A 23,971-nucleotide genomic window follows, 5' to 3' on the forward strand; every position below is an offset into this window, starting at 1 on the left:
TTCACAGTTTCGTATGTTCTTTGAACGTAACCATTTTATCATCTCGCTTATCAGCCCGATGCGGACATTCGCCTTACAGGGCTCCCTGTGCACGCACAAAGCCCTGCAAGGCTAATTTTATCACATTCACCGCAAAATAGAAATATACGGATTTACAAACCAGGACATAGTGTGTTAAAATGAGCTGTATCATTTATAAGGAGAACTAATAATGGATATAAATTACGAATTATACAAAGTATTCTATCACGTGGCCTCGACCCTGAGCTTTTCCGAGGCGTCCAAACAGCTTTTCATCTCTCAGTCTGCTGTCAGCCAGTCCATCAAGGTTCTGGAAAAAAAGCTGAACCAGACGCTGTTTATCAGAAGCACCAAGCGGGTTCAGCTCACGCCTGAGGGGGAGATCCTTCTGAAACACATCGAGCCGGCCATGAACCTGATTAAAAAGGGGGAAAACCAGCTTCTGGAGGCCAACACCCTGAACGGAGGCCAGCTCAGAATCGGAGCCAGCGACACCATCTGCCGCTATTTTCTCGTCCCGTTCCTGAGCCACTTTCACAGCCTCTACCCCAACATCCACATCAAGGTGACAAACCGCACCTCCATCGAGTGCGCAAAGCTCTTAGAAAACGGGCAGGTGGATTTTATCATCACCAACTACCCCAACTCGGCCCTTTCCAATACACAGAACATCAAGATGCTGCGCCCCTTTCACGACGTATTTGCCGCCAATGAGGAATTTTTTCCCCTGAAGGGCAGGAAGCTGAGCCTGGAGGAGCTTCAGACCTATCCGATCCTCATGCTGGACAAAAAAAGCACCACCAGCGAATTTCTCCACAGCATGTTCCAGAAGCATCAGCTTGACCTGGTGCCGGAAATTGAGCTGAGCAGCAATGATCTGCTGATCGATTTGGCCAAAATCGGCCTGGGTATTGCCTTTGTGCCTGATTTCTGCATCCCGTCCTCCGACAGCAGCCTGTTCATCCTGGAGCTTGAGGAGGCTCTTCCGAAGCGTCAGCTCGTGGTGGTGCACAATGAAAGCATTCCTATCTCCCAGGCAGCCAGACAGTTTATGGAGCTATTGGGGGGCCGGGAGCGGGAACAGGAGGAGGCTTAAGGCGCCTCTTCCTCCTGCCGCCTCCAGAAGGCCTCCACTGCCTGTCTCACATTTCTCCTGTTTACGATAAAGTATTCGTCCCACTCTCTCGGAAACAGCTCCTGATAATCCTTTTCCAGGAAGCGTTCATCCAGGAGGGCAATAATCCCTCTGTCATCCATGGTTCGGATCACCCGGCCCGCCGCCTGCAGAACCTTGTTCATGCCCGGGTAGCGGTAGGCGTAGTCAAAGCCGTTTTCATCTCCCTCCTCGAAATACTGTTTTAAAATTTCCTGCTCCACATTCACCTGCGGAAGCCCTGTCCCCACAATTAATGCGCCGATCAGCCTGTCGTTTGTCAGATCAATTCCCTCTGAGAAAATTCCGCCTATTACGCAGAGAGCCGCAAGGCTTCTCTCCCTCTCTCTGGAAAATTCCCCCAGAAATTCTTCCTTGTCTGCCTCTGTCATATGATTCGTCTGCACCAGAAGCTCAAGGTCTGTGCCTCTCTCTCTCAGAACCTCCTCCACTTTTTCCATATACTGGTAGGAAGGGAAAAATACCATGTAATTCCCCTGTTTTCCCTCTGCGATGGCCTCGATGTAGTCTGCAATCTTTCCAAACTCGTGTCTGTTTCTCCTGGTGTAGCGGCTGCTCACGTCGCTGGCTGTCAGGATCACCCTGTTCTGCTTTGGAAAAGGCGAATTCACATAGACGGCATAGTCCTCCGGGCAGTTGCTGAGAAGCTCTCTGTAATAGCGGATGGGAAGCATGGTGGCAGAGAAGAATACGGCCGAATTTCCCTGTTCCAGGCATTCTCCCAGATTTTTGATGGGGTTGACACAGAACAGCCGCACAGAAAAGTCTCCGTTCTCCAGAATCCTGGAATAAATCCGGTAGTGCTCGTCCACCCGCTCATAGATATTTAAAAAACTCCTGACCGAAAAGTACAGGTCAAGCACCAGCTCCCGATCCTGAAACTCCCGGTATTCATCCAGAAATTTTTCCATCTCCGAAAAGAGGGAGCCAAGAGCCAGAACGAGAGGGCCTGCATCTGAGAGAAGCTCATACCCGCCGCACTCCCTCTTCATTTCCAGCATCAGCCGGTTCACCCGGTCAAGGAGCCTTAAAAGTTTCGGCGAGCGCCCCTTTGTCAGCCTTTTTACAGTCAGAAAGTCCTCCTTCACCACAGCGGCGCTGTACATTTCCCGGGCTCTCCCCACCAGATTGTGGGCCTCGTCAATCAGGAAGATATACTCTCCTTTCACGCCCTCGGCAAAATACCTTTTCAGACGCACGTCAGGATCAAACACGTAATTGTAGTCACAGATAATTCCGTCCACGAAATTGCTGATGTCCAGGCAGAATTCAAAGGGACAGACCTGAAACTCCTCAGCATACCGCAGAACCGTCTCCCTGGTAATCCCGAATTCCCTGTGAATGATCTCATAGACAGCGTCGTTTACCCGATCAAAATGACCTTTTGCATAGGGGCAGGCATCCGGGTTGCACTCCGGCTTTTCGAGAAAGCACAGCTTATCCCTGGCCGTAATGGTTACAGAGCGAAAATAGAGTCCCTCTTCCCTCAGAATTTCCAGGGCCTCCTGGGCTACTGACCGGGTAATAGTCTTGGCTGTCAGGTAGAACAGCTTGTCCCCGTACCCCTCTCCTATGGCCTTCAGGGCCGGAAAGATCGTGGACAGCGTCTTTCCAATCCCTGTAGGCGCCTGGATAAACAGCTTTTTTTTCCGGCTGACCGTCCTGTACACCGCCACAGCCAGCTCCCTCTGGCCTTCCCTGTAGGGGAAGGGAAACTGAAGCGTCCTCAGCGACTCGTCGCGTCTCAGCCCGTTGTGATAAAGGTACCTGGCCCATTTCACATACTCGTGTATCAGCCCCTTAAACCATTCCTCCAGTTCCTCAAAGGTCTTTACGAACCGAAACCTCCGTATCTCCTCTGTGTCCAGACTGCAGTAGGTCACCTGGACTGCCGCTTCAGAAAGGTTTCTGTCGTTCATGTAAAACCAGGCGTAGCACATGGCCTGAGCCAGATGGACATAGAGCGGCTCCTTCAGCTCCTCCACGTCCATATATATGCCCTTTATCTCATCAATGGTCACTCCTGACGCATCCTCGATAATCCCGTCAGCTCTTCCCTCTATAATAAGTAGAAACCCATCCTCCTCCACCTCAAATTTCAGAGGAACCTCGGCCCGGTACTCAGGCCCCTGCCGCTTCTGTATCTTCCTGTGTATCCTGCTGCCGGCCAGCATGGCCTCCTTCTGCGCGCCTGCCGTCCGCCGATTATCGATATCTCCGGAGCGGAGAACGAACTCCACCAGATTTCGGACAGATACCTTTACCTGCTCTCTCCCCTCACTCATGTATTTCTGTTTCCCCCTCTCCTTAAAACTGCTCACCCGCCAAAATTTATCCGCTATTATTATACAGACAAGACGGCGCCGGCGCCACTGGTTTCTTTCTCTCCGATTCCTTCAAAGAAAAAAGGGAAACCGTCCCACTCGACAGTTTCCCCTCTCGGAAAATCCTTCTGAGCAGCCCGCCATGAAGGCAGGGCTGCATCTCTCATTTTTGTCCCGCTGATTAAGCGGCTGTATTTGTGGCTGCCTTTTCCTCAAGGAAAGACTCGAACTCTTCGTTTTCTCCATTATACTCAACGGTAAGAACTCTGGTAAGATCCAGACTTAAAACACCTAAAAGAGATTTTGCATCAATTATAATACGGTTATAGAATACATCAATATCGAAGTCACATCTTGATGCAGCTGCCACAAATTCCTTAGCCTCTTCAACGGTTGGTAACATAATCCGTTTTTGCTTCATAATTATTAACTCCTTTTACGATGATTTCAATCTATAGTATTTTTGGATTTCAACCATTTATACCATGACGCGGCGATTTTTGTCAAATTTTTCCCTCCGCGCCGGAAAATTAACCCGTCGTCTATTTCTTCTCAGGAAAACTGGTTTTTTCTGTTGTTCTTTATGCAAAAAATCATTTTCCTCATCTGATAATAGATCTGATTATCACTAGATGCATATTTTAAATAATTTTTCAGCACAAACATTTGTCTGTTTTTACATTTTTCACAAACTTTTTACATAACCCTGCTTTGCCATTTGCGGCACCTCTCCGGGCAGTTTCCATCTGCCAGAGACAGGCAGGGCAGTCAAACTCCCTGCGGAGAGTTTCTTTTCCAAAATAAAAAGCGCAAACCAAACTGATTTGCGCCACATTCAAAACAGGGGAAGAGGGATTCGAACCCCCATTAACGGTTTTGGAGACCGTTGCTCTGCCATTGAACTATTCCCCTCTATTCTTTTATTCTGCCGTCGTTTTTTCTTTCCTGCCGTCGACTTCTATATAATAGCATACCCCCTTTACAATGTCAAATGTTTTTTTTATTTTTTTAATCTTTTTTATATTGTATATCAAATTAATACATTTTTCTCCGCCAGCAATGTCTGCCCCCGCCGTCCAGCATTGAGAGACCTTCCGCCAGCATCTGCCCAGGCTGAAGAAGGGAAAGGGCGCCTTCACGCCCCCTGCCAGCCTCGTTTCTCATAGGATCGCCACTGCCTCCTTCACGCTGCTGACGCCAATCAGACGGATATCGCTCCTCCTCTTCATCTTTTCCAGGCAGATTCTCGGGAGGATGCAGGCCTCAAAGCCCAGCTTCACCGCCTCATTGACCCGCTGTTCTGCCATGGATACAGAGCGCACCTCGCCGGAAAGCCCTACTTCGCCGAACACAACGGTCTTTTCGTCCACCGCTCTGTCCTTGTAGCTGGAAATCAATGCCATCACAATCGCCAGATCCAGGGCCGGCTCATTCATTTTCAGCCCTCCCGCTATATTTACATAGGCATCCATCTGACCCAAATCGTAGCGGCAGCGCTTTTCCAGCACAGCCATCAGCAGGTTGACACGGTTATAATCCGTGCCCGCAGCAGTTCTTCTGGGCATTCCGAAATTGCTTCTTGTCACAAGGGCCTGAACCTCCAGCATCAGGGGCCTTGTCCCCTCCACCAGACAGGCGGCCACCGCTCCCGAAGCGCCGGCCGGCCGGCCCTCCAGCATAAATTCCGAAGGGTTCTTCACCTCCACAAGCCCTTCCTCCCGCATCTCAAACACGCCAATCTCGTTGGTGGAGCCAAACCGGTTTTTCACCCCCCGCAGAATCCTGTAGGACGCGTGGCGATCGCCTTCAAAATAGAGGACCGTATCGACCATATGCTCAAGCACTCTGGGGCCGGCCACCACCCCCTCCTTTGTCACATGGCCCACAATAAACACCGTAATCCCAAGTCCTTTTGCAATCTGCATCAGCACATTCGTGCACTCCCTGACCTGGCTGACGCTTCCCGGTGCCGAGGTGATCTCCTCCAGGTACATGGTCTGAATGGAATCAATGATCACTGTGTCCGGTGCCGTCCTCCTTACCACCTCCTGAATCATTTCCAGATTTGTCTCACATAGAAAGCACAGACTGTCGCTCATCTCCCCTATTCGGCTGGCTCTTATCTTAATCTGCTTTAAGGATTCCTCTCCGGAAATATAGAGTACCTTCTGCCCCCCTGCTGCCAGATTCCGGCATACCTGAAGAAGGAGCGTGGACTTTCCGATTCCGGGATCGCCCCCTACCAGAACCAGAGAGCCTTTCACGATCCCTCCTCCCAGCACCCGGTTCAGCTCCCCAAAGCCTGTGTCGGCCCTCTCCTCTCTCCCCAGCTCAATCTCTGAGAGGCTTTTAGGGCAGACCGCCCCGAGCCCTGACGCTGTACCTGCAAGGCCGCTCCTCCCTGCAGGGTTCTTTCCGGGCGCAGAGCTTCCCTCTCTTCCCAAAATTCCCGCTGCCGCGCCCAGACCTCTCTTTCCCGCACTTTTGGCAGTCTGGAAGGCCACCGGCTCCTCCACCATGGTATTCCACGCACGGCAGGCGGGACACTGTCCCATCCACTTCGCAGACTCATATCCGCACTCGCTGCAAAAAAATGCTGTCACTCTAGTCTTTGCCACTGTTCAATCTCCTTTACTCCTCTTTCCGTTTCCTCGGTGCCCGGCTCCTTCTTGTCTGACAGGCAGATGCAGCAGGCATATGCCGGCTCATCCCTGGCCCTTTTCTGCACAGCCCTCGCTTCGCTTGCAGGACCGGATACAGGAAACAGATGGAGGCCCTCTGTAAAGGGCCTCCATCCGTCATCTTTGCATCTATGGCAACTGCTCTGCTTTTCACCTCAGAATACCTGGCGTTCTGTCGTACAGTATCAGCGCTTCACAACCCTGATCTGGGCTGCCGCTCCCTGATTCAGCTCCACGCTGACCACGAGCTTTCCGCTTAAATTCGTCTTCATTCCTCCCACTGCGGCCCCGTCCACAAATACCTCATACTCGCAGTCATCCTCCAACTGAATCGTTACCTGGGCATCCTTGTCACCCTCCACGCTAAACTCAACGGCTGCGTCGTCCACAGAAAAATGGCTGACAGCAGTTCCCGGAACTGACTCATATACAAACAGTCCGTTTCTCTCAAGCTTGGTGATCTCCTGGCAGGTCTTTACCTTGTACAGATCTCCTCTGTACTCAAAATTATCCAGCTTCGCCTTGTCTGTCAGCTTATAATCGCCGAAACTGATGGTGCCGTCATCTTCAATGCGGATTAATTCATTTACTACTGGCATATGTTTGCCCTCCTGGTATTTCTTATGTGCTTGTGTAGAAATTATTCTATCACAGTTCTGTTTAAAAAACCAGACGTTTTTTACTCCTGTCCCGCCTGCATTTCTGTCAAATGTTCTGCAGAGTTTTTCTGAAATCAAGACTCTCTCTGCAGAACTATTCTGCTCTATCCAGGCAGCGGCGCTGACGTCCCGGTCTTATTTTTTAATTGCAGACTCTTCGCTCATCCCGAAAACAGCCGTCACCGACGGAGCCGTAAAACTGTGCTGCCTGCGCCCGGCCTGCCGGTACCGCGTTCAGCTGGTATCATGCTCACCGGGTCTGTTCCTCTCCGTCCACGCACCAGCGGCCCTGTTCATTGACCGAGTATCCGTCCGGTGTCGTCAAACCTGCCGCCATAGAACCCATGGGTGAGCCGGAATCAGGATAAAAGTAGTAGCAGTATTCCCGCCCCGAGGCATCCGGGATCCACTGCCAGCCGGTAAGCATTTTTCCTAAGCTTCCGTCTGATACCGGATTCAGGTAATACCAGCGTCCATCCAGATCCTGATACCATCCGACGACCATCTTACCCTCCGAATCGAACCTGAACCAGCCTGACTCTCCATTTCCCTGGTTTGCGTATGGATTGTGAAGGTATCCCCAGCTGTCGCGATACACAGTCTCTCCTGAGGAAAAGCTCCAGGAGCCATCCTCAGCCATCGTCCAGGTCCCTACTACAGCACTGCTGTCTTGGCTTCTTCCGGATTGTCTGCTTTCAGAGCCTCTGCCTGAGCTGCCGCGGGAATCCCAGACCTCCACGGTGCATGACGCCTCTTTTCCGCCGGCGCGGGCGCGGATCACTGTGGTTCCTCTGCGCAGACCGATGACTGTTCCCTTATCATCCACTGAAGCGATGCCCGGATTGTCTGAGGAAAATACCGGGACAGTCTCCGTATCGCCGCCTTCTATGGAAACCTGAAGAGTCTGGGTGCTTCCCACCCTGAGCCTCATGGTTTCCGGGAAGATCTGAATTCGATCCACCTGATTTTCCTCCACCAGCACTACCTGGCAGGCAGCTGTCTTGGTGGGATCACTGGCGGAGCTGACTTTTACTGTAAGAGTTCCGCTCGCTTTAGGAGTAAACAGCAGAACTTCCTCACCGCTCTCTGTCATCCGGGTACCGTCTGTTTCCCCGTCAAGCTCTGAAAAATCCACGGCGGAAAGGTCACCGGAAAACTCCCACTTCAGCTTATCGTTTTCGTCCTCTACGGGACCGTTATCCCAGGAGAGAAGGCTGGGGCAGAATCTTGCATCATCCATCGTGCCCTCGTCATTCTGATCGAAATAATAGAGCACAGTGCCCTCCTCTGTGATGGGAAGCTGTGTATCAAGGCTGACTGCAGAAGAATAATTAAAATCATACAGGTTGCTTCCATTCAGAAGATAGCTGGATTCCACTGCAGCTGTTGAGCCGAAGGCCCAGCAGGTATTTGTAAACCTCTGATCTCTGACTGGTGTCAGGACACCGGCATCCCGCAGGTCAAATGACTCTGGAAGCATGATGTCCAGTTCTCCGGCCTGTCCAGTCTCCCGCAAGGAGGGTTTCTCCTGTGTCTGCAGAATGTGTCCTTCATAGACATAACAGGTTTCCTCCTCTTGGCCTGAAAGCACTTCTCCCTCTGTCTCATTTTCTTCAGAAGTATGCTCTGTCATAGGATAATAGACATCCGGGTCTATCTCAAGTTCTGAAATCTGCTCCGTTTTTCCTTCCTCCAGAGACGCATCGTTGCACAGGGCCTTCATGGAAAAATATGCGTAGTAGTTGTTTGATCTATTATCCTCCATGAACCCATTCCCCATGTCAATCCAGTCTTCCCCTTCAGCCGGATCATACAGAAAGCAAATCCTCTTCTGCTTTGGAATATTTGCAATTCCGCTATTGTTCATTACCATTGGCACAGCCAGGGTTTCACTGCCGTCGTTTTCTATTTTCAGAATAATCTCAAATGGCTCTCCCGGCTGCAGCAGGATGGTCTTATCCAGGCGTACGGTATAATATCCGGCATACATCTTGGAGCCGGAGGCGTAAACATTTTCTTCGTTCCATCCTTTGCCGACGTCATCTCCCTGATTGACGGCAATCTCATAGTGAACATTATTGTTCAGGAGATCAAAAGAAACTGCCTTAAGAACATCGGCTGCGTCTTCCTCTGCAGTAAAAACCGTTGAGGTCATCAGCTGATTTGCAGTGGTGGTCCAAATTAACTCTGCGTTATACGGAAGACTTGTAAGCTGATACATTTTATTGTAATTGTCTGCCGTCTCCGTAGCCTCATATGCCCAGGCATTATCGGTGGAAACAAGCCTTCTGTCGCAGTAGGACACATAGTAGTAGCCGTCCTCCCCGGCACTGTCTCCCCAGGAATTCCGGACTATCCATGCTCCGTCCTCCTCTGGGAGCATAGAATTCAGCCATTCTTCCAGCTCTTCCTCTTCGGCGGTTTTCGGCCTCTGCTCAGGCTCTTCATAATCCGCGTCGGAATCCGTAGCTTTCTGAGGGCGGCGGTCATCGTCGTCATCCCCGCGCTCCGGAATTTCCATGTCTGCATTGGAATCTGTGGCTTTCTGAACCCGTGCCTTTTTGGCAGAAGGCTCAGGCTCGGACTCAGGCAGAGCTTTCAGCGCATTGCTGGCTGTTGCATCCGGAAGCGGCTCCACATCCCGGTCGATCACATAGCGGAAATTATCTTTTGAATAATTGTCATCCCATCCTACGATCACTACCTCGTGATTCACCATAGCTATATTTCCCCGGTCAAAATCGTTGGCCAGAGTGTAGACCGGATTCCCGTTGTCGTATCTTAGCAGGTAATACTCCCATCCGTTAAAATAGTAGTTTTCCGGTTTTTCACAGGCCAGCGAACCCCAGTATATTCCAGCTGTCACGCCTCCATAAGTCATAATGGCATTTTTTAAATGCTCCTCCCACCCGGGATTTTCCTCTTCGCTTCCGTCTCCATTGATAAACCGGTACCGCTTCGGAAGGGCAATTCCATTCTGCACATGGATCGCCGGTTCATACCCGCTTTCATAGACAATCCCCTCCTCCTGGAGATACTTATCATACTCTTCATAAGTTTCCGAGCCCTCCAAATCCCGAATACTATCCATTGGCAGAGCGCTCTCCTCCACCGGCCCCAGCCAGGAGGAATAATAGCTCTGAGGCATTGGATAAGTTCCTCCGCTGTTTACTCCTCTTCCTGAATAACTGGGATTCTCCAGTTTCTCCCAAACGATCTGACCTGTATCGGGGTTAGGGACCGAAGTGTAGTAGGGGCTTCTTCCATTCATCTGGTAAGGCGAGTCCGAACCCTGCAGGGCAGCCACCATGTGCAGATCCGAAAAATCCGTCTTTTTTACCGTGGAAGCGGACAGATCCATTTTTTGAATGGAAACCGTAAAAGGCTGGGGCTCTTCCTGTTCTCCCATTGAGAATACCCGAAGAAAATACGTTCCGGCCCGCACTTCTTTTCGGACAAGCCGCTGGCCGTTCTTTCTCTCGGAAATGCCCAGCCTGGACAGAGAGCTGTCCAAAAGCTCCGCACCGTATGGGCTGGAGCTGTCCTCAAAGGTTACCGAAATCGTCAGGTCGCATTTGCTGTCCAGGGAAAAAATATAATATTGCTCCTTATACCCTTCCGGCATTACATCCTCAAAACGGCTGGGAAAACTGACAAAGGAGCTGTTTTGGCTGGAAAGCCCCGCTGTCTCTGTTTCTCCATAGGGCGCCGCTCCCCACGCGCCAAATCCGTTCTGAAGAGTCAGAACCGCCGCCAGAAAAAGTGCCCCAGACTTTTTAAGTTGTCTTAATAGGTGATATCGTTTCATTAATTTTACCGTCCTTTGCGTTCCCCGCTCATTTGTATCTCTGCTATTCCGGAAACCGGCTTAGATATAAATGGAGCTATCTTTTATTTTTCAGCAGTGGTTTCCCCAATTTTCCCAATTACTTCTGTAAGTGCTAATTAGACTCAGATATCTGCTGCAGCTGTTCAGCCTTCTTCTCTGCGGCCGGTGTCCGTCCTTTTCTGCCCGTCCGGGACTTTTTGGAAAAAATAAGTCCGTCTTTCCCCTTCTTCACCGTCACCTCATCCCCGCTCTTAAAAGTACCTGAGAGAATTTCCTCGGACAGCCTGTCTTCAATCAGGGTCTGAATCGTCCTCCTGAGAGGCCTTGCGCCGTACTTCTCGTCATATCCCTTTTCGGCCAGGTAATCTCTGGCACTGCTGTCCACTGTAAGAGCAATGTTCATCTGCTCCTTCGTTCTCTTGGCGATGGAGGCCACCATAATTGCGGCGATAGCCCTGATATTTTCTCTGCTGAGCGGATGGAATACGGTAATGTCATCGATCCTGTTTAAAAACTCCGGCTTAAACAGGCGCTTTACCTCCTCCATCACCCGCTCCTTCATAAATTCATAATTGGCCTTCTCGTCATTTTCCGACGCAAAGCCCAGCCGCTTCGGAGAAATAATATTCTGCGCCCCTGCATTAGAGGTCATAATGAGAATCGTATTCTTAAAGTCAATTTTCCTGCCCTGGGCGTCGGTGATGTGACCGTCGTCGAGTATCTGCAGAAGAATATTGAATACATCCGGGTGTGCCTTTTCAATCTCATCAAAGAGGATCACAGAGTAAGGATTTCTCCTCACCTTTTCACTGAGCTGCCCGCCCTCATCGTAGCCGACATAGCCTGGCGGAGAGCCGATCATCCTGGATACACTGTGCTTTTCCATGTACTCCGACATGTCCACGCGGATCATGGCATGCTCTGTTCCAAACATAGCCTCGCACAGCGCCTTGGACAGCTCTGTCTTTCCCACTCCAGTAGGCCCGAGAAACAGGAAGGAGCCAATAGGCCTCTTTGGATCCTTGAGTCCCACTCTGCCTCTTCGGATAGCCTTGGCCACGGCTGCCACTGCCTCCTCCTGGCCTACTACGCGCTCGTGAAGCACAGACTCCAGTTTCAGAAGCCTTTCTGACTCGCCCTCAGACAGCTTTCTGACAGGGATTTTTGTCCACTCAGAAACCACATCGGCTATCTCATTTTCTCCCACAACCAGCTTTCTCTGGCTCTTTTCCTCCTGCCATTTTTCTCGGAGCTTCTCAATCTGTTCCAGCCTGCTGCTCTGCTCCTTCTTTATCTCCCCTGCCTTCTCGTAGGCCTCCTCCCGAATAGCGTTTTCCTTCTCATCCTCCAGCTTTTTGACTTCTTCCTCCAGATTTTTAATCTCCTCCGGTTCTGTGTAAACAGTCAGCCGGATCTTGGAGGCTGCCTCGTCGATCAGATCGATCGCCTTGTCCGGGAGGAATCTGTCATTGATATACCTGGCGGCCAGCCTGACAGCGGCTCTGAGGGCTTCATCTGTGATCTCCACCTTGTGATGCTCCTCATAGTGGCCGCGCAGTCCTCTCAGAATCGCAAAGGACTCCTCCTCGGTGGGCTCCTCCACCATAACCGGCTGGAACCTTCTCTCAAGAGCGGCATCCTTTTCAATATACTTACGGTACTCCTCCACAGTTGTGGCGCCGATGAGCTGCAGCTCTCCTCTTGCCAGGGAGGGCTTCAGAATGTTGGAGGCATCTATAGCGCCTTCCGCCCCTCCGGCACCGATGATCGTGTGGATCTCGTCGATAAAGAGCAGGATGTTCCCATCTTCCCTGATTTCGGAAAGCACCTTTTTAATTCTCTCCTCAAACTCTCCTCTGTACTTGCTTCCAGCCACCATCCCTGACAGATCAAGACTCACTACCCGCTTTCCGGCGATGGTTTCCGGCACATCCCCGCTCACGATCAGCTGGGCAAGCCCCTCTACCACTGCCGTCTTTCCCACTCCCGGCTCACCGATCAGGCAGGGATTGTTCTTCGTGCGCCTGCTCAGGATCTGGACTACACGCCGCATCTCTGTCTCACGGCCGATCACCGGATCAAGCCTGCCTTCCCTGGCCATCTGGGTCAGATCTCTGCTGAAATGATCCAGATTCGGAGTATCCCCCTTCTCTCTTTTCGCCTTTCCTGCCAGCTCTTCTTTTCCTGCCGGGGCGTCGTCTCCCATAGCGGAAAGCAGATCTACATACAGCTTCTGGATATTGACATTCATGGTATTTAAGAGCCTGGCAGCCGTGCACTTTCCATTTTTAATCATGGCAATCAGGATATGCTCCGTGCCGATAAGCGGTGCCTTAAAGAGAACTGCCTCTTCGTAGCTTGCCTCCAGCGTCCTCCTTGCCCCTGGCGTATATTCCAGCTCCCCCTTCAGCCTGGTTGGAGCTGCCGGCGAGATCAGCCGCTCCATCAGGGCGAGAACCTTCTCCTCCGTCACACCGTAGTGCTCCAGAATCATGGAAGCCACTCCTGTGCCCTCCCGGAGCAGACCAAGAAGCAGGTGCTCTGTTCCCACATAGCCGTGTTCCAGCTCTCCCGCTGTCTCCACTGCCAGGCGAATTGCCTCCCTGGCCTTTTCTGTAAAGCGATCTATCATAAAATATAATTCCTCCTGTAATGTTTCAGTTGATTTCCGTCTCTCTATACTTCTATCTGGGGCAGATGTGAGCGGATATAGGCCGCTCTCGCCACTTCCAGCTCCTCCTTGTCGAGGGGACGGCTGGAATTTTTCTGAAGATTTGCATTCCGGATCTCTAACATCAATCCGTAGACAGAGCAGGGCTCCTTCATTCTGACTATCCCGTCTGCCATCCCTGCCATCAAATGGGAGAGGAAGGTCAGGCCATCTTTCTCTGCCATTCTTCTGGCATACCGGAGCACGCCGTAGGATTTATACGCCTCGTCTTCCCTCATCAGCCGGTGCTTTTCCAGCGACAGCTTCCTCACCTGGTTCTCCTGATCCGTGAGCTGGACAGCCACATTTTCCACCAGCTCCAAAATTTCTTTCTCTGAAAGCCCCAGAGTTTTCTGGTTTGTCACCTCGTAGAGATCGCCGGGGTTCTCTCCGGGACGCCCATAGACGCCACGGACAGCGGCCCCGAACCGCCCCATGTCTCCCAGAAGATCCTGAAACTTTTTGCTGATAGAGAGCGTTGGAAGATGGACAATAACAGACGCCTTCATCCCGGTTCCCACATTGGTAGGATAGGTAGTCAGATAGCCGTATTTCTCACTGAAGGCATAGGGAATCTTCTCATTGATATAGTCGTCCAGGCAGTCTGCCCTCTCATAGCACTCCCACAGAGACATGCCCTGTCCCATAACCTGTATCCTGATATGGTCATCCCCGTTCAGCATCAGGCTGACCCTCTCATCCTCAGACACAATAAGGCCTCCGGGAGTCTTTTTCTCCATCATGCTTCTGTTGATCAGCCGCCTCTCCTTTAACGCCATCCGGTCAAGTTCTGAAAGCCTTCTTAAATCCAGATACTCATAGTCGCGCCCGTCTGTGTCAGGGAGGCCTCTCAGCTCCTTTTTCAGCCTTTCAAGCATCAGCTCTGCCTCATCGTCGGACAGACTTCCGGAGAATCTGTACTCCTCCCAGTTTCTCGCAAGCCTGACGCGGCTGGCGATAATCCCGCGGGACGCACTCCTTGCTTCCTCGTACCACTTACTCATCTTCGCCGCCCTCCTTCAATGCCCTGATCCGATCCCTGCACCGGGCGGCCGTCTCATATTCCTCACACCGGAGAGCCTCCTTCAGCTTTCTCTCCAGCTCCCGAATCTCCTCCTCCCTGGACAGCCTCATCTCTCCGTCCTTTTCCACATGGGTTTCCTTCTCCTCTATCTGAAACCTGGGTTTTTTCCCTGTGTGGCAGTCATTTCCCTGGAGCTTCTTTATTTTTTCTCCGATAAGAAGGTCAAATACCCGGTAGCAGTCCGGGCACCCGAAACGGCTGTTTTCCACAAACGCCTCGTAAGTAGTCCCGCAGGTCGGGCAGGCGATCTCCTGAATATTCTCCTCCTCCGGAGAGGCATTTTCCAGCCCCAGAAGGCCTGACAGGAGCTTTCCCAGAGGAAAATCCCCGTCAAAAATCGCCGAATACTGGCCAAAGTCCAGCTCCTTGGCGCACTGAGCACAGAGATTATGCTCTGTCTTCACGCCGTTTATCACCTCTGTATATTTAATATTTGCCTCGCGGATTTTACATCTCTCACACAACATATCTTATCCTCCATGGGGTTTTCTGTCGCAGCCTTATGGTAAGCACAGACAAAAGAGGAGCCCTAATAGCCTTTCCCGTCTCCGGAAAAGGCATCGAAAATGGAATCCACCAGCTCATGCACCTCAGCCCTGCTGATATGCTTGCAGCAGCCCCTGGCCAGAACTACGCCCAGATCCCTTCTCATCTCATCAATGGCCCGCATCTTGTCGGCATCCAGACAGATAACGGCTCCTCTTCTGCGATCCAGCTTCACAAGACCTTCCTGCTTTAATACAGAATATGCCTTATTGACTGTATGCATGTTAATGCCGATGTTGTCAGCCAGCTGCCGGACAGACGGAAGAGAATCCCCTTCCCTGAGCCGATCTGTGGCAATTCCTACAATGATCTGATTTCTCAGCTGGATATAGAGAGCTTCATCACTGTTAAAATCAATTTCCAATATCATAGGCTCACCATCTTTCGTTATATCTGTTATACTTAGTATATAACAATACGGTCCAAGCCGTCAAGACAAACTTTTCCGGCTGATGATTGCGTTCAGAGGGCAATCCGCGTTCTGTCCGGATTTTCCCTGCTTTGTTCTGCAAAAAGACGACATAAAGTGATATACCTTATGCCGCCTTTCCATTTTTCTCTTTATTCATCCAGATCTACAAAATCAGGGCTGTCTCCTCTGTTTCTTCTGTCCGGACTGTTTCTCCTGTCCGGGCGGGGAGATGTTCTTCTTTGTGAGTAAGAATCCCTCTCTTCCGGATAGTCATAATTTCTCCCATAAGCCTCTCTTCGCCCGTTTTCTGTGGACGCAGACGGCCTCTGAGACTGAGGACGCCGCCTGATCTCCTCAAATTCCAGCTCCTGTTCTCTTCTGCTCTCCTGCATTCTGTCTCTGCCGGCCGCTGTTCTCTCCTGGGCCGGGCGGGTATATCCGCCCCTCCTGTGCTCCTCAGCTCTCTCCGGGCCACGGTACGTCTCTCTGGTCATATCCGTCCTCTGGTTACGCTCAGAGCGCTGTCCTCTTTCTTCCCTGGAAGCTGCCTCCTCATGTCTCGCTCTCTGGCTGTAAGATTCCGAGGCTTCTCTTCCGGAACCTTCACGCCGTGGAACTCTTGAAGGGGGAATCTCCCTGCAGGCTTCCTCTCTCCGCTCAGGACGCTTACCATTCCGGCTGAACTCTCCCGGCCTGCCCGCTTCCTCGCGCCTTTCAGAAGCGCTCTGCTGCTCTCGCCCGGCTGTCCGCCGTCCGTCTCCATAGCTCCTTGGAGCCTGGTTTTCTCCCTTTCCTGAAGGAGGTATCTGTCTAGGCGCCTCTGTTCCCTTTTTTCTGGAAGAAGCTCCCGGAGCCTGACTGCTGCCGCGGCTGCTGTCCTCCCCGTCATGATCCCCTCCCTTCTTTTTCAGAAGCAGGATCACCATCACAAGCAGAATCACGCAGACTGCGCCCAGGGCTACGATAATTACCAGACGCAGGCGGTACAGCTTATATATCTCATTGAATTCGTTGATATACGCCTCTACTTCCTCATCCGAGTAGGAACTCTGAATTGCCGGGTCCTCAAAGTATCTCTGAATCGTCTTCTCCCCTATATCATAACGGTACAGGCCCTTCTCGCCGTTTTCATTCATACCGTAGACCACACAGTATCTTTGCTCCGTGTCAGTTGCCCACACCCAGCCCTCTACCTTGTAGTCTCCATTCAGCTGGATCGTTGTCTCTGAAAATCCTTCCGGTATTTCCACGCTGTCATCAATTGGAAGGACCGTTATATTCTTCTCGCTTACGTGGATCGTGGCATATGGAGCAAGCTCTCCCGACTCACTGTTGTAGAACCAGAAGCTTCCGGCTCCCCCTTCGTCCTGAAGGTAGATCACTGTCAAATCGCCGTTCACGCCTGCCATGATTTCCGTATCCTGGTAGACAGCAGAGGAGGCTGTGTAGCCAGCCGGAAGCAGAGACTGGTCGAAGGACGAAGCCACGCTGTACTCTGTTCCGTCTATCTCTGCCTTCAGCTCTCCGACTACAGCCGCCTCTGTTTCTCCTGCGCTCTCGCTGGCCGTCTGAGCCTGACTCTCGCCGGCGGCGGCCTTTGTCACAGTGATCGTATAATTTTTAACCGTTTTCCCGTCCTCAGCTGTTACCTTGCAGACCACCTGATTCTTACCCGGCTGCAGATTGCTGTCCCCGGATACCACCAGCTTTGCCTTGGAATCCTTTCTCTCTGCACTGACTGCAATTTTATTCACTTCTGCTCCCACACTCGCGGTGTAGGAGGTGACCTCCGGTGAAAAGGCCGGCGTAAGGGTTCCAGGTGAAATCTTTAAAGATGACAGAGAGGCCTCGCTGGAATAGGTAGACGGGGCCTGAACCTTTACAGCAGAATTTCCTGTGTGACTCACCGTCATAGCCTGCATATCAGCGTCATACAGTTCAGAGCTGCTGACGCTGATTGTAGTCTCTCCTGCCTGCAGAGCCTTAAATTTCAGACTGAAATCAAAACTCTTTGTATTGGCAGAGTCCATAGTTCCCACAAGGCGCACCGTCCCTGCACCGCCGTTGGCATTGTTTCCGCTGACAAATTCTATCACAGCAGGATCATAGGAGAGAACTATATCCGCCCCTCCCATGTTTCCATCTGTCGTGGCAGCTTTCACTGTCACAGTAAACTCTGTCCCCACTGCCGGTTTTGGATCATTAAAAGTGATCTTTGCTGTCGCAGCAAAAGCCGTCAAAATCTGAAAGGGCATCACTGCCGCCATCACGAAGGCGGCGATGAAGCATATGGCAAAATTTCTGATTCTTCTGTTCATACTTACTCCCGTCTAGTTTATCAACTCAGCTTTTCAATTCCCAGCACATCTCTCTGCATAGCCAGGACATCTGTAATGTCAATCTTCCCGTTGCCATTTATGTCCGAGGCCTTCTCGCAGGCTCCTGCCAGGGAGCCAAGCCCTAAAATATGACGCTGGGCATTCAAAATATCCAGCACATTCAGTTTGCCGTCCCCGGTATTGTCGCCCCGGACAACCACCGTATATCTGGCTGCCGGTTCTCCGTCTGAACCGTAGGTCTGCACCAGATTTCCCGTGCCTACATTCCCCGTCACTTCCGCGCCGGAGGAATTGTATACTTTTACGATGGTTCCGGCTCCCTCCGACTGCATCTGGGAAGCCAGGGCAGCAGCCGAAGTCTGGGCTGCCACTGTCCTGTAGCCGTCAGAGTTCTGGGAGCCGGCGTTCTGCCCTGGTGCAGCTGAGGAAGAGCCAGCGCTATCCGGCCCCTGAATCCCGGAACTGTTCTCCTCTTGGCCGAAGCTTCCCACGCTTCCGTCCGGCGCTATGGGTTCCACAGCTCCGTTTCCGGTTCCGCCCGGAGCTGCAGACTGTCCTCCCGTTCCCTCCGAGCCGGAATTTCCAGTACCCGAACTTCCTGAGCTTCCCGGAGGTCCTACTATCTCCACGCTCGTATCCTGGCCGGGACCTGCAGTACCTCCAGGACCGATTCCTCCTCCGGAAGATACTCCGCTGTCAATGGAATCGGAATAGGTCGGCCCGTTATTCTGTCTGACCACATGGATAACATAGTTTCTCACATGTCCGTTTTCTGCTGTCACGGAGACGGTAATATCGTTGATTCCACTTTGCAGGGCAACGGTTCCTGTTCCGCTTACAGTTGCCTTGGAGTCAATGGCAGATGCCTCCACCGTTACACTCTCAACTGACGGATCCACAATCAAATCATAAGATTCTGTATCTCTGCTGAAGGTAGGAGTGAGGGCAAAGCCGTCTACACCCAGTCCTGAAAGCTTGTTGTTGGGGCTTCCATCCAGGGTGGGCTGTGCGCAGGCTGTGTCAGGCATATTGTTAAATACGGGAATGGAAAATTCCAGAGCCGTATTTTTCAAAGATGCAATCTTGGCAAGCTCTGCTCCCTCGGACGCCGCTGCCTGTACATTTGTCATATACTGATGGGTGTAGGGACTGCTTCCCTGCACATTGAATTTTTTCAGGTATAAGGTATCCTGACCGCGGTTTAAGTAATTTTCTGCATACCATTTTGCTCCGCCCAGGATAGATTTCTCCCTGGTATTCCAGGGGCGCCCGTAGCTTCCAGACTGGGATGCCCACCAGAGTCCTCTTTCCACTGCGCTCATGGAGCCGGACTGGTATGCCTCGATATTAAAGAAATTATAATATCCCGTATAGCCGGACACCGTGCCGGAAATACTGCGCCCCGTTCCCTGCTTACCCTGCTCCACCAGGATCATGGAGGCGATAATATACGGGCTCACACCTGACTGGGCAGCGGCGTCCATGATAATATCTACATAGGGACGCCCCTCTGAGGAGCCGCCTGTAGCGGATTCTGAATTTCCCTGACTGCCGTTTTCGCTGCCTGTGCCCTCCATTCCCGGGCCATATGCGGTTACCAGGTTCACCGGACGGCTGACCGCAGAGAGAACGGGTTCTTCATCTGCATACCGGAAAGGCACCTCAGCCGCCGCTCCGGGGCCTCCTGTCTGTCCTGGAGCAATCTCCCCCCCATCCGGACTTCCTCCTGAGCCTGTCCCGCTGCCGGAGCTTTGAGAGTCTCCGCCTGGCCCGCCGGATGAGCCTCCCGAACCGGAACCGCTCTGGTCACTTCCTCTGCTGCCGGATGCTCCGCCCGGAGCCGCTGTTCCCTCAAGAAAGGTTCCAGCCACCATATCTGCAAGGCCCTCCTTCGAATGAATGGAAGAGTCATAGGCCTGATCCATAAACTGATATATGTAGGTTTCATTGAGAAAATTTCTCGGATCCATATAGTAGCTGATAATGTCTCGGGATGCTGCTACCCAGGAACTCCCGTCAAAGCCGGGCCATGTTCCCGTAGACCAGTCATAAGCTCCTGTTTCCGTTGACTTCCATGAAGAAATGCTGCTTCTGGCTACAAGATTTCTCGTAATCTTGCTCTCCTCGTCCACTGCCGTATTCCAGTCCAGTCCTGTCTGAAAAGCTGTAAAACGCCAGTTTGGATACTTGGCGTGCAGTTCCCGGAGCCCCTGCTTATAACTCTCCGGAAATCCCTGCTGTGTCATGTAGGATTCAAAGTCGCTGTCCACCGGCACATTCTGGGAAGCCAGTTTGATATACTGACTGGACACATAGCCTGTGGTCTGCGCCCCCTGGCTCCCTGTAAAACGGATCTTATACCAGAGGACTCCGTCTGACGCTGTCTCCTCACCGATTACGGTCACTGAAGAACCGTTGGACAGTCTGGCAACTGTCCTGTAGCTGGTTCCTGCCCCGCTTCTCGCATTCAGGCTTGAGGCAATCACTGACCCCTGTTTTTCCGCGTAGGCAAAGGTTCTCAGGGAAAATGTCGGCTCCAGAATGCTCAGGCAAGTCCCGAATGCCAGAACACAGCTCAGAAGAAATGCCATTCCCCTTTTGTATACTGATTTTTTCATCTGTCTATCTCCCACCTGATGGTATCTCACTTGTTTGTCGCGAGCTTTGCTCTGCTTCGTCTGCGCGGCAGGCAGCCTGTATCCAGGCTGCTCTCAAGCTGTTCATCTTTGCCAATCTTTTGGCATTATATCCATTATAATGAAAACAACCATTATATGTCAACTGTGTGAACGAAACTTCACAGAATATCAGTTACAATTCAGCCATGGGAAGATTTGGACAGGAAAATGCGTTGAAAGCGTGCTTTCATAAGAGTTTTCCTGTCCGAATCTTCATAGGGCGGACGCCAGACGCTTCCCCGCCCGCTTCAAGCGGGCAAGAAGATATATGGCTGAACTGTTACGAATATCAGATATTTGAAATAATCTGTAATATTTTCTTAATATTTTCCATTTTTATGCTCATACTGCCTGTTTCATCCAAATCCCGCTGGTAACTCCCAATAACTATATATATGCTTTTTCCGGAAAATCATTCCTGCCTGAAGATAAAATCTTTCTCACTTTTTTCCCAGAAAAAGGACAGCATGTCCGGGAAAATTCTTCCCCAGACATGCTGCCCTTTGTTTCTCTCCAATTATCCTGCTTTTTTCTGCAGGCATCTTCCGGCACGCCTATTGTGCCTGACTTGCTCTCTGCGTTTTTGCTTATACAGGGTAAGCCTTGTTTGCGCGGTCAGCAGCCTTCGGATCAACGCCTGTCTTCTGAGCCTCTCTGTACTCAAAGAATTCCTTTGCCACCTGAGGGAACAGAGCGTATGTCAGCACATCCTCATCCTGTGTCTTCCACTGGGACATCTCAGACTCCAGCTTTTTCAGCTGCGGCTCAATCAGATCTGCCGGCCGGCAGGTAATCGGCTCTGCCTTGCCAATGGCTTTCTTCTGAACCTCCGGGTTAAATGGCTTTACGGTCTGTCCAAATTCTCCCATCAGGAGCTTTTTGGATTCCTTTGTAAACATCTTATATCTTTCCCCCATCAGCACATTCAACACAGCCTGTGTTCCCACAATCTGAGAAGACGGGGTTACAAGCGGCGGCTCTCCGAAATCCTTTCTCACTCTCGGAATTTCCTGCAGCACGTCATAGTATTTGTCCTCTGCATGAGCCTCCTTAAGCTGAGAAACCAGGTTGGACAGCATTCCTCCCGGAACCTGATAGCGCAGCGTGTTGATATCCACACCGAGCACCTTTGTATTCATAAGTCCGCTCTTTAAGGCTTCCTCACGCATTGGGCGGAAGTAATCAGCGATCTCTGCCAGGGCCTCTTTATTGAGTCCTGTATCATATGGAGTATTGCTGAAGGTTTCCACCATCACCTCGGTAGCCGGCTGGCTGGTTCCGAGAGCGAACGGTGAGATAGCTGTGTCAATAATGTCGCATCCTGACTCTACTGCCTTTAAATAAGTCATGGATGCCACACCGGATGTATAGTGAGTGTGCAGATCAATCGGAAGCTTTGTAGACTCCTTGAGTGCTGTTACCAGCTCCTCTGCCGCATAAGGAGTCAGAAGGCCTGCCATATCCTTGATACACAGGGAATCTGCTCCCATATCCTCGATCTCTTTGGCAATGTTCTTCCAGTAATCCAGGGTATAGGCATCTCCCAGCGTATAAGAAAGGGCTACCTGTGCATGTCCCTTCTCCTTATTAGCTGCTTTAACCGCTGTCTTTAAGTTCCTGATATCATTTAAGCAGTCGAAAATACGGATAATGTCAATTCCGTTTGCAATGGACTTCTGCACAAAGTACTCTACCACATCGTCAGCATAGTGGTTGTAGCCCAAAATATTCTGTCCGCGGAAAAGCATCTGGAGCTTCGTGTTTTTAAATCCGGCTCTCAGCTTGCGCAGTCTCTCCCACGGATCTTCTTTCAGGAAACGGAGGGAAGCGTCGAAGGTAGCTCCTCCCCAGCACTCCACTGCATGATACCCCACCTTATCCATCTTGTCGATGATGGGAAGCATCTGCTCTGTTGTCATCCTAGTGGCGATCAGAGACTGGTGGGCGTCACGCAGGACAGTTTCCACAATCTTGACCGGCTTTTTCTCTATCTTAGCCATGAATTTCTTTACCTCCTCAAATCATTTTCACTTTCGCTTCGTTATACTCCGAAGATTGCCATGAAGGTTCCGGCGGCTACGGCAGTTCCGATTACGCCGGCTACGTTCGGGCCCATGGCGTGCATCAGCAGGAAGTTCGTCGGATCAGCCTCAGCTCCAACCTTCTGAGATACGCGGGCCGCCATGGGAACTGCAGATACACCGGCTGAACCGATCAGCGGGTTGACCTTTCCGTGAGTAGCCTTGCACATAATCTTTCCGAACAGGACTCCTGCCGCTGTACCGAAGGCAAATGCTACAAGGCCAAGGATTACGATATAGATCGTTTCCTTGTTTAAGAATGCCTCTGCGCTTGTGGTTGCTCCCACAGAGGTACCCAGAAAAATAACCACGATGTACATCAGGGCGTTGGAAGCTGTTTCTGTAAGCTGCTTTACAACACCGCACTCTCTGAACAGGTTTCCGAGCATCAGCATTCCTACAAGAGGAGCCGTTGTCGGAAGAATTAGGCATACTACCACCGTTACGATGATCGGGAACAGAATCTTTTCCAGCTTGGAAACGTGACGAAGCTGCTCCATCTTTATTTTTCTTTCTTCCTCTGTTGTGAAAAGCTTCATAATCGGAGGCTGGATAATCGGTACAAGAGCCATATAGGAGTATGCCGCAACAGCAATGGGGCCCATCAGTCCTGTCTGCCCCAGCTTTCCTGCCAGGAAGATAGAGGTCGGGCCGTCGGCACCTCCGATAATGGAAATCGCGGCAGCAGCCTTATCGTTAAAGCCCATAAAGATTGCAAGGAAATATGCAGCATAAATACCGAACTGAGCCGCCGCTCCCAGAAGGAAGCTGGACGGGTTTGCAATCAGAGGACCGAAGTCTGTCATAGCACCTACTCCCATGAAAATCAGGGAAGGCAGAATACTCCACTCATCAAGCAGATAGAAGTAATGGAGAAGGCCTCCTACTCCGTTTGACGATTCTTCAATCGACATCATAATATCCGGATAGATATTTACAAGCAGCATACCGAAGGAAATCGGAACTAAAAGAAGCGGTTCAAACCCCTTCTTGATGGCAAGAAAGAGAAAAACAAATGCCACCAGAATCATGATCAGGTTTCCAAAGGTTAAATTAAAGAATGCTGTCTGATGAAGAAGATTATTCAATGTTGATGTTATATATTCCATATTAATCCCTCCAAACGGATTTCGCATTCATTAGTTTAATGTTGCAAGAGTTGCACCCGGCTCTACCATCTCGCCTACTGTTACGTTGATGCTGGCCACTGTTCCGTCCTCCGGAGCTACAATCTCGTTTTCCATCTTCATGGCCTCGAGAATCAGGATTACCTGGCCTCTCTTTACTGCTGCTCCCACAGAAGTCTTAATTCCCAGAATCTTTCCTGGCATTGGAGCTGATACTGTGACAGAACCTGCTGCTGGGGCGGCTGCCGGAGCTGGCGCTGCTGCTGGTGCCGGGGCCGGAGCGGCTGCTGGTGCAGGAGCTGGCGC

The 23,971-nt window shown here is 51.3% G+C and carries 15 protein-coding genes and 1 tRNA gene; 1 reads left to right on the forward strand and 15 read right to left on the reverse strand.

Annotated features, from left to right (window positions below; translation table 11 throughout):
- Nucleotides 1–211: 211 nt before the first annotated feature.
- Nucleotides 212–1,117 (forward strand): LysR family transcriptional regulator, encoded by a 906-nt coding sequence (locus DW757_RS10750; protein WP_118751703.1) that lies wholly within the window; start codon nucleotides 212–214, stop codon nucleotides 1,115–1,117.
- Here DW757_RS10750 and DW757_RS10755 read toward each other — a convergent pair.
- From DW757_RS10755 to DW757_RS10830, 15 genes are all read right to left on the reverse strand, one after another.
- Nucleotides 1,114–3,480, reverse strand: a complete 2,367-nt coding sequence (locus tag DW757_RS10755) for an ATP-dependent DNA helicase (RefSeq protein ID WP_118751704.1) — start codon at nucleotides 3,478–3,480, stop codon at nucleotides 1,114–1,116. The two genes, DW757_RS10750 and DW757_RS10755, sit on opposite strands and share 4 nt — an antisense overlap.
- A 220-nt stretch (nucleotides 3,481–3,700) precedes the next feature.
- Nucleotides 3,701–3,940, reverse strand: a complete 240-nt coding sequence (locus DW757_RS10765) for an HPr family phosphocarrier protein (protein ID WP_008395995.1) — start codon at nucleotides 3,938–3,940, stop codon at nucleotides 3,701–3,703.
- Between the two features lie 420 nt (nucleotides 3,941–4,360).
- A tRNA-Trp gene (locus DW757_RS10770) sits at nucleotides 4,361–4,431 on the reverse strand.
- Nucleotides 4,432–4,679: 248 nt separating this feature from the next.
- Nucleotides 4,680–6,137 (reverse strand): DNA repair protein RadA, encoded by a 1,458-nt coding sequence (radA, locus tag DW757_RS10775; protein WP_118751705.1) that lies wholly within the window; start codon nucleotides 6,135–6,137, stop codon nucleotides 4,680–4,682.
- Nucleotides 6,138–6,385: 248 nt separating this feature from the next.
- The gene (locus tag DW757_RS10780) at nucleotides 6,386–6,799 is read right to left on the reverse strand and encodes a hypothetical protein (protein ID WP_008396000.1); all 414 of its coding nucleotides are present in this window, start codon (nucleotides 6,797–6,799) and stop codon (nucleotides 6,386–6,388) included.
- A gap of 310 nt (nucleotides 6,800–7,109) precedes the next feature.
- A complete protein-coding gene (locus tag DW757_RS10785; RefSeq protein WP_118751706.1) occupies nucleotides 7,110–10,667 on the reverse strand; it encodes a lectin like domain-containing protein in 3,558 nt (1,185 codons plus the stop codon).
- A gap of 133 nt (nucleotides 10,668–10,800) precedes the next feature.
- Nucleotides 10,801–13,320: an ATP-dependent Clp protease ATP-binding subunit gene (locus DW757_RS10790; protein ID WP_015574008.1), complete on the reverse strand. Its 2,520-nt coding sequence runs from the start codon at nucleotides 13,318–13,320 to the stop codon at nucleotides 10,801–10,803.
- A 44-nt stretch (nucleotides 13,321–13,364) separates the two neighbouring features.
- Nucleotides 13,365–14,402: an ATP--guanido phosphotransferase gene (locus tag DW757_RS10795; protein WP_118751707.1), complete on the reverse strand. Its 1,038-nt coding sequence runs from the start codon at nucleotides 14,400–14,402 to the stop codon at nucleotides 13,365–13,367.
- Entirely contained in the window at nucleotides 14,395–14,949 is a 555-nt protein-coding gene (locus DW757_RS10800; protein WP_008396005.1) for a UvrB/UvrC motif-containing protein, read from the reverse strand. Before DW757_RS10800 ends, DW757_RS10795 begins: the two co-directional genes overlap by 8 nt.
- Before the next feature lie 62 nt (nucleotides 14,950–15,011).
- On the reverse strand, nucleotides 15,012–15,398 hold the full coding sequence (locus tag DW757_RS10805; RefSeq protein WP_008396007.1) for a GntR family transcriptional regulator: 387 nt from the start codon (nucleotides 15,396–15,398) through the stop codon (nucleotides 15,012–15,014).
- 191 nt (nucleotides 15,399–15,589) lie between these two features.
- Nucleotides 15,590–17,758, reverse strand: coding sequence for a cadherin-like beta sandwich domain-containing protein (locus tag DW757_RS10810; protein ID WP_118751708.1), 2,169 nt, complete (start codon nucleotides 17,756–17,758; stop codon nucleotides 15,590–15,592).
- 20 nt (nucleotides 17,759–17,778) lie between these two features.
- Nucleotides 17,779–20,397 (reverse strand): SH3 domain-containing protein, encoded by a 2,619-nt coding sequence (locus DW757_RS10815; protein WP_118751709.1) that lies wholly within the window; start codon nucleotides 20,395–20,397, stop codon nucleotides 17,779–17,781.
- Between the two features lie 647 nt (nucleotides 20,398–21,044).
- The gene (locus DW757_RS10820; protein WP_008396024.1) at nucleotides 21,045–22,457 is read right to left on the reverse strand and encodes an oxaloacetate decarboxylase subunit alpha; all 1,413 of its coding nucleotides are present in this window, start codon (nucleotides 22,455–22,457) and stop codon (nucleotides 21,045–21,047) included.
- A gap of 41 nt (nucleotides 22,458–22,498) precedes the next feature.
- The gene (locus DW757_RS10825; RefSeq protein ID WP_015574005.1) at nucleotides 22,499–23,647 is read right to left on the reverse strand and encodes a sodium ion-translocating decarboxylase subunit beta; all 1,149 of its coding nucleotides are present in this window, start codon (nucleotides 23,645–23,647) and stop codon (nucleotides 22,499–22,501) included.
- A 30-nt stretch (nucleotides 23,648–23,677) separates the two neighbouring features.
- Nucleotides 23,678–23,971, reverse strand: a 294-nt coding sequence (locus DW757_RS10830) for a biotin/lipoyl-containing protein (protein WP_118751710.1), incomplete at its 5' end; no start/stop codon positions are given.

It is taken from the genome of Clostridium sp. AM29-11AC, from assembly GCF_003480545.1.
In the GTDB taxonomy this organism is placed as follows: Bacteria; Bacillota; Clostridia; order Lachnospirales; family Lachnospiraceae; genus Otoolea; species Otoolea saccharolyticum_A.

Excerpts from the sequence above, each read along its gene's own strand:
- DW757_RS10750 (WP_118751703.1), top strand. The coding sequence starts at position 212 with ATGGATATAAATTACGAATTATACAAAGTATTCTATCACGTGGCCTCG.
- DW757_RS10755 (WP_118751704.1), bottom strand. The coding sequence starts at position 3,480 with ATGAGTGAGGGGAGAGAGCAGGTAAAGGTATCTGTCCGAAATCTGGTG.
- DW757_RS10765 (WP_008395995.1), bottom strand. The coding sequence starts at position 3,940 with ATGAAGCAAAAACGGATTATGTTACCAACCGTTGAAGAGGCTAAGGAA.
- DW757_RS10780 (WP_008396000.1), bottom strand. The coding sequence starts at position 6,799 with ATGCCAGTAGTAAATGAATTAATCCGCATTGAAGATGACGGCACCATC.
- DW757_RS10785 (WP_118751706.1), bottom strand. The coding sequence starts at position 10,667 with ATGAAACGATATCACCTATTAAGACAACTTAAAAAGTCTGGGGCACTT.
- DW757_RS10790 (WP_015574008.1), bottom strand. The coding sequence starts at position 13,320 with ATGATAGATCGCTTTACAGAAAAGGCCAGGGAGGCAATTCGCCTGGCA.
- DW757_RS10795 (WP_118751707.1), bottom strand. The coding sequence starts at position 14,402 with ATGAGTAAGTGGTACGAGGAAGCAAGGAGTGCGTCCCGCGGGATTATC.
- DW757_RS10800 (WP_008396005.1), bottom strand. The coding sequence starts at position 14,949 with ATGTTGTGTGAGAGATGTAAAATCCGCGAGGCAAATATTAAATATACA.
- DW757_RS10805 (WP_008396007.1), bottom strand. The coding sequence starts at position 15,398 with ATGATATTGGAAATTGATTTTAACAGTGATGAAGCTCTCTATATCCAG.
- DW757_RS10810 (WP_118751708.1), bottom strand. The coding sequence starts at position 17,758 with ATGAACAGAAGAATCAGAAATTTTGCCATATGCTTCATCGCCGCCTTC.
- DW757_RS10815 (WP_118751709.1), bottom strand. The coding sequence starts at position 20,397 with ATGAAAAAATCAGTATACAAAAGGGGAATGGCATTTCTTCTGAGCTGT.
- DW757_RS10820 (WP_008396024.1), bottom strand. The coding sequence starts at position 22,457 with ATGGCTAAGATAGAGAAAAAGCCGGTCAAGATTGTGGAAACTGTCCTG.
- DW757_RS10825 (WP_015574005.1), bottom strand. The coding sequence starts at position 23,647 with ATGGAATATATAACATCAACATTGAATAATCTTCTTCATCAGACAGCA.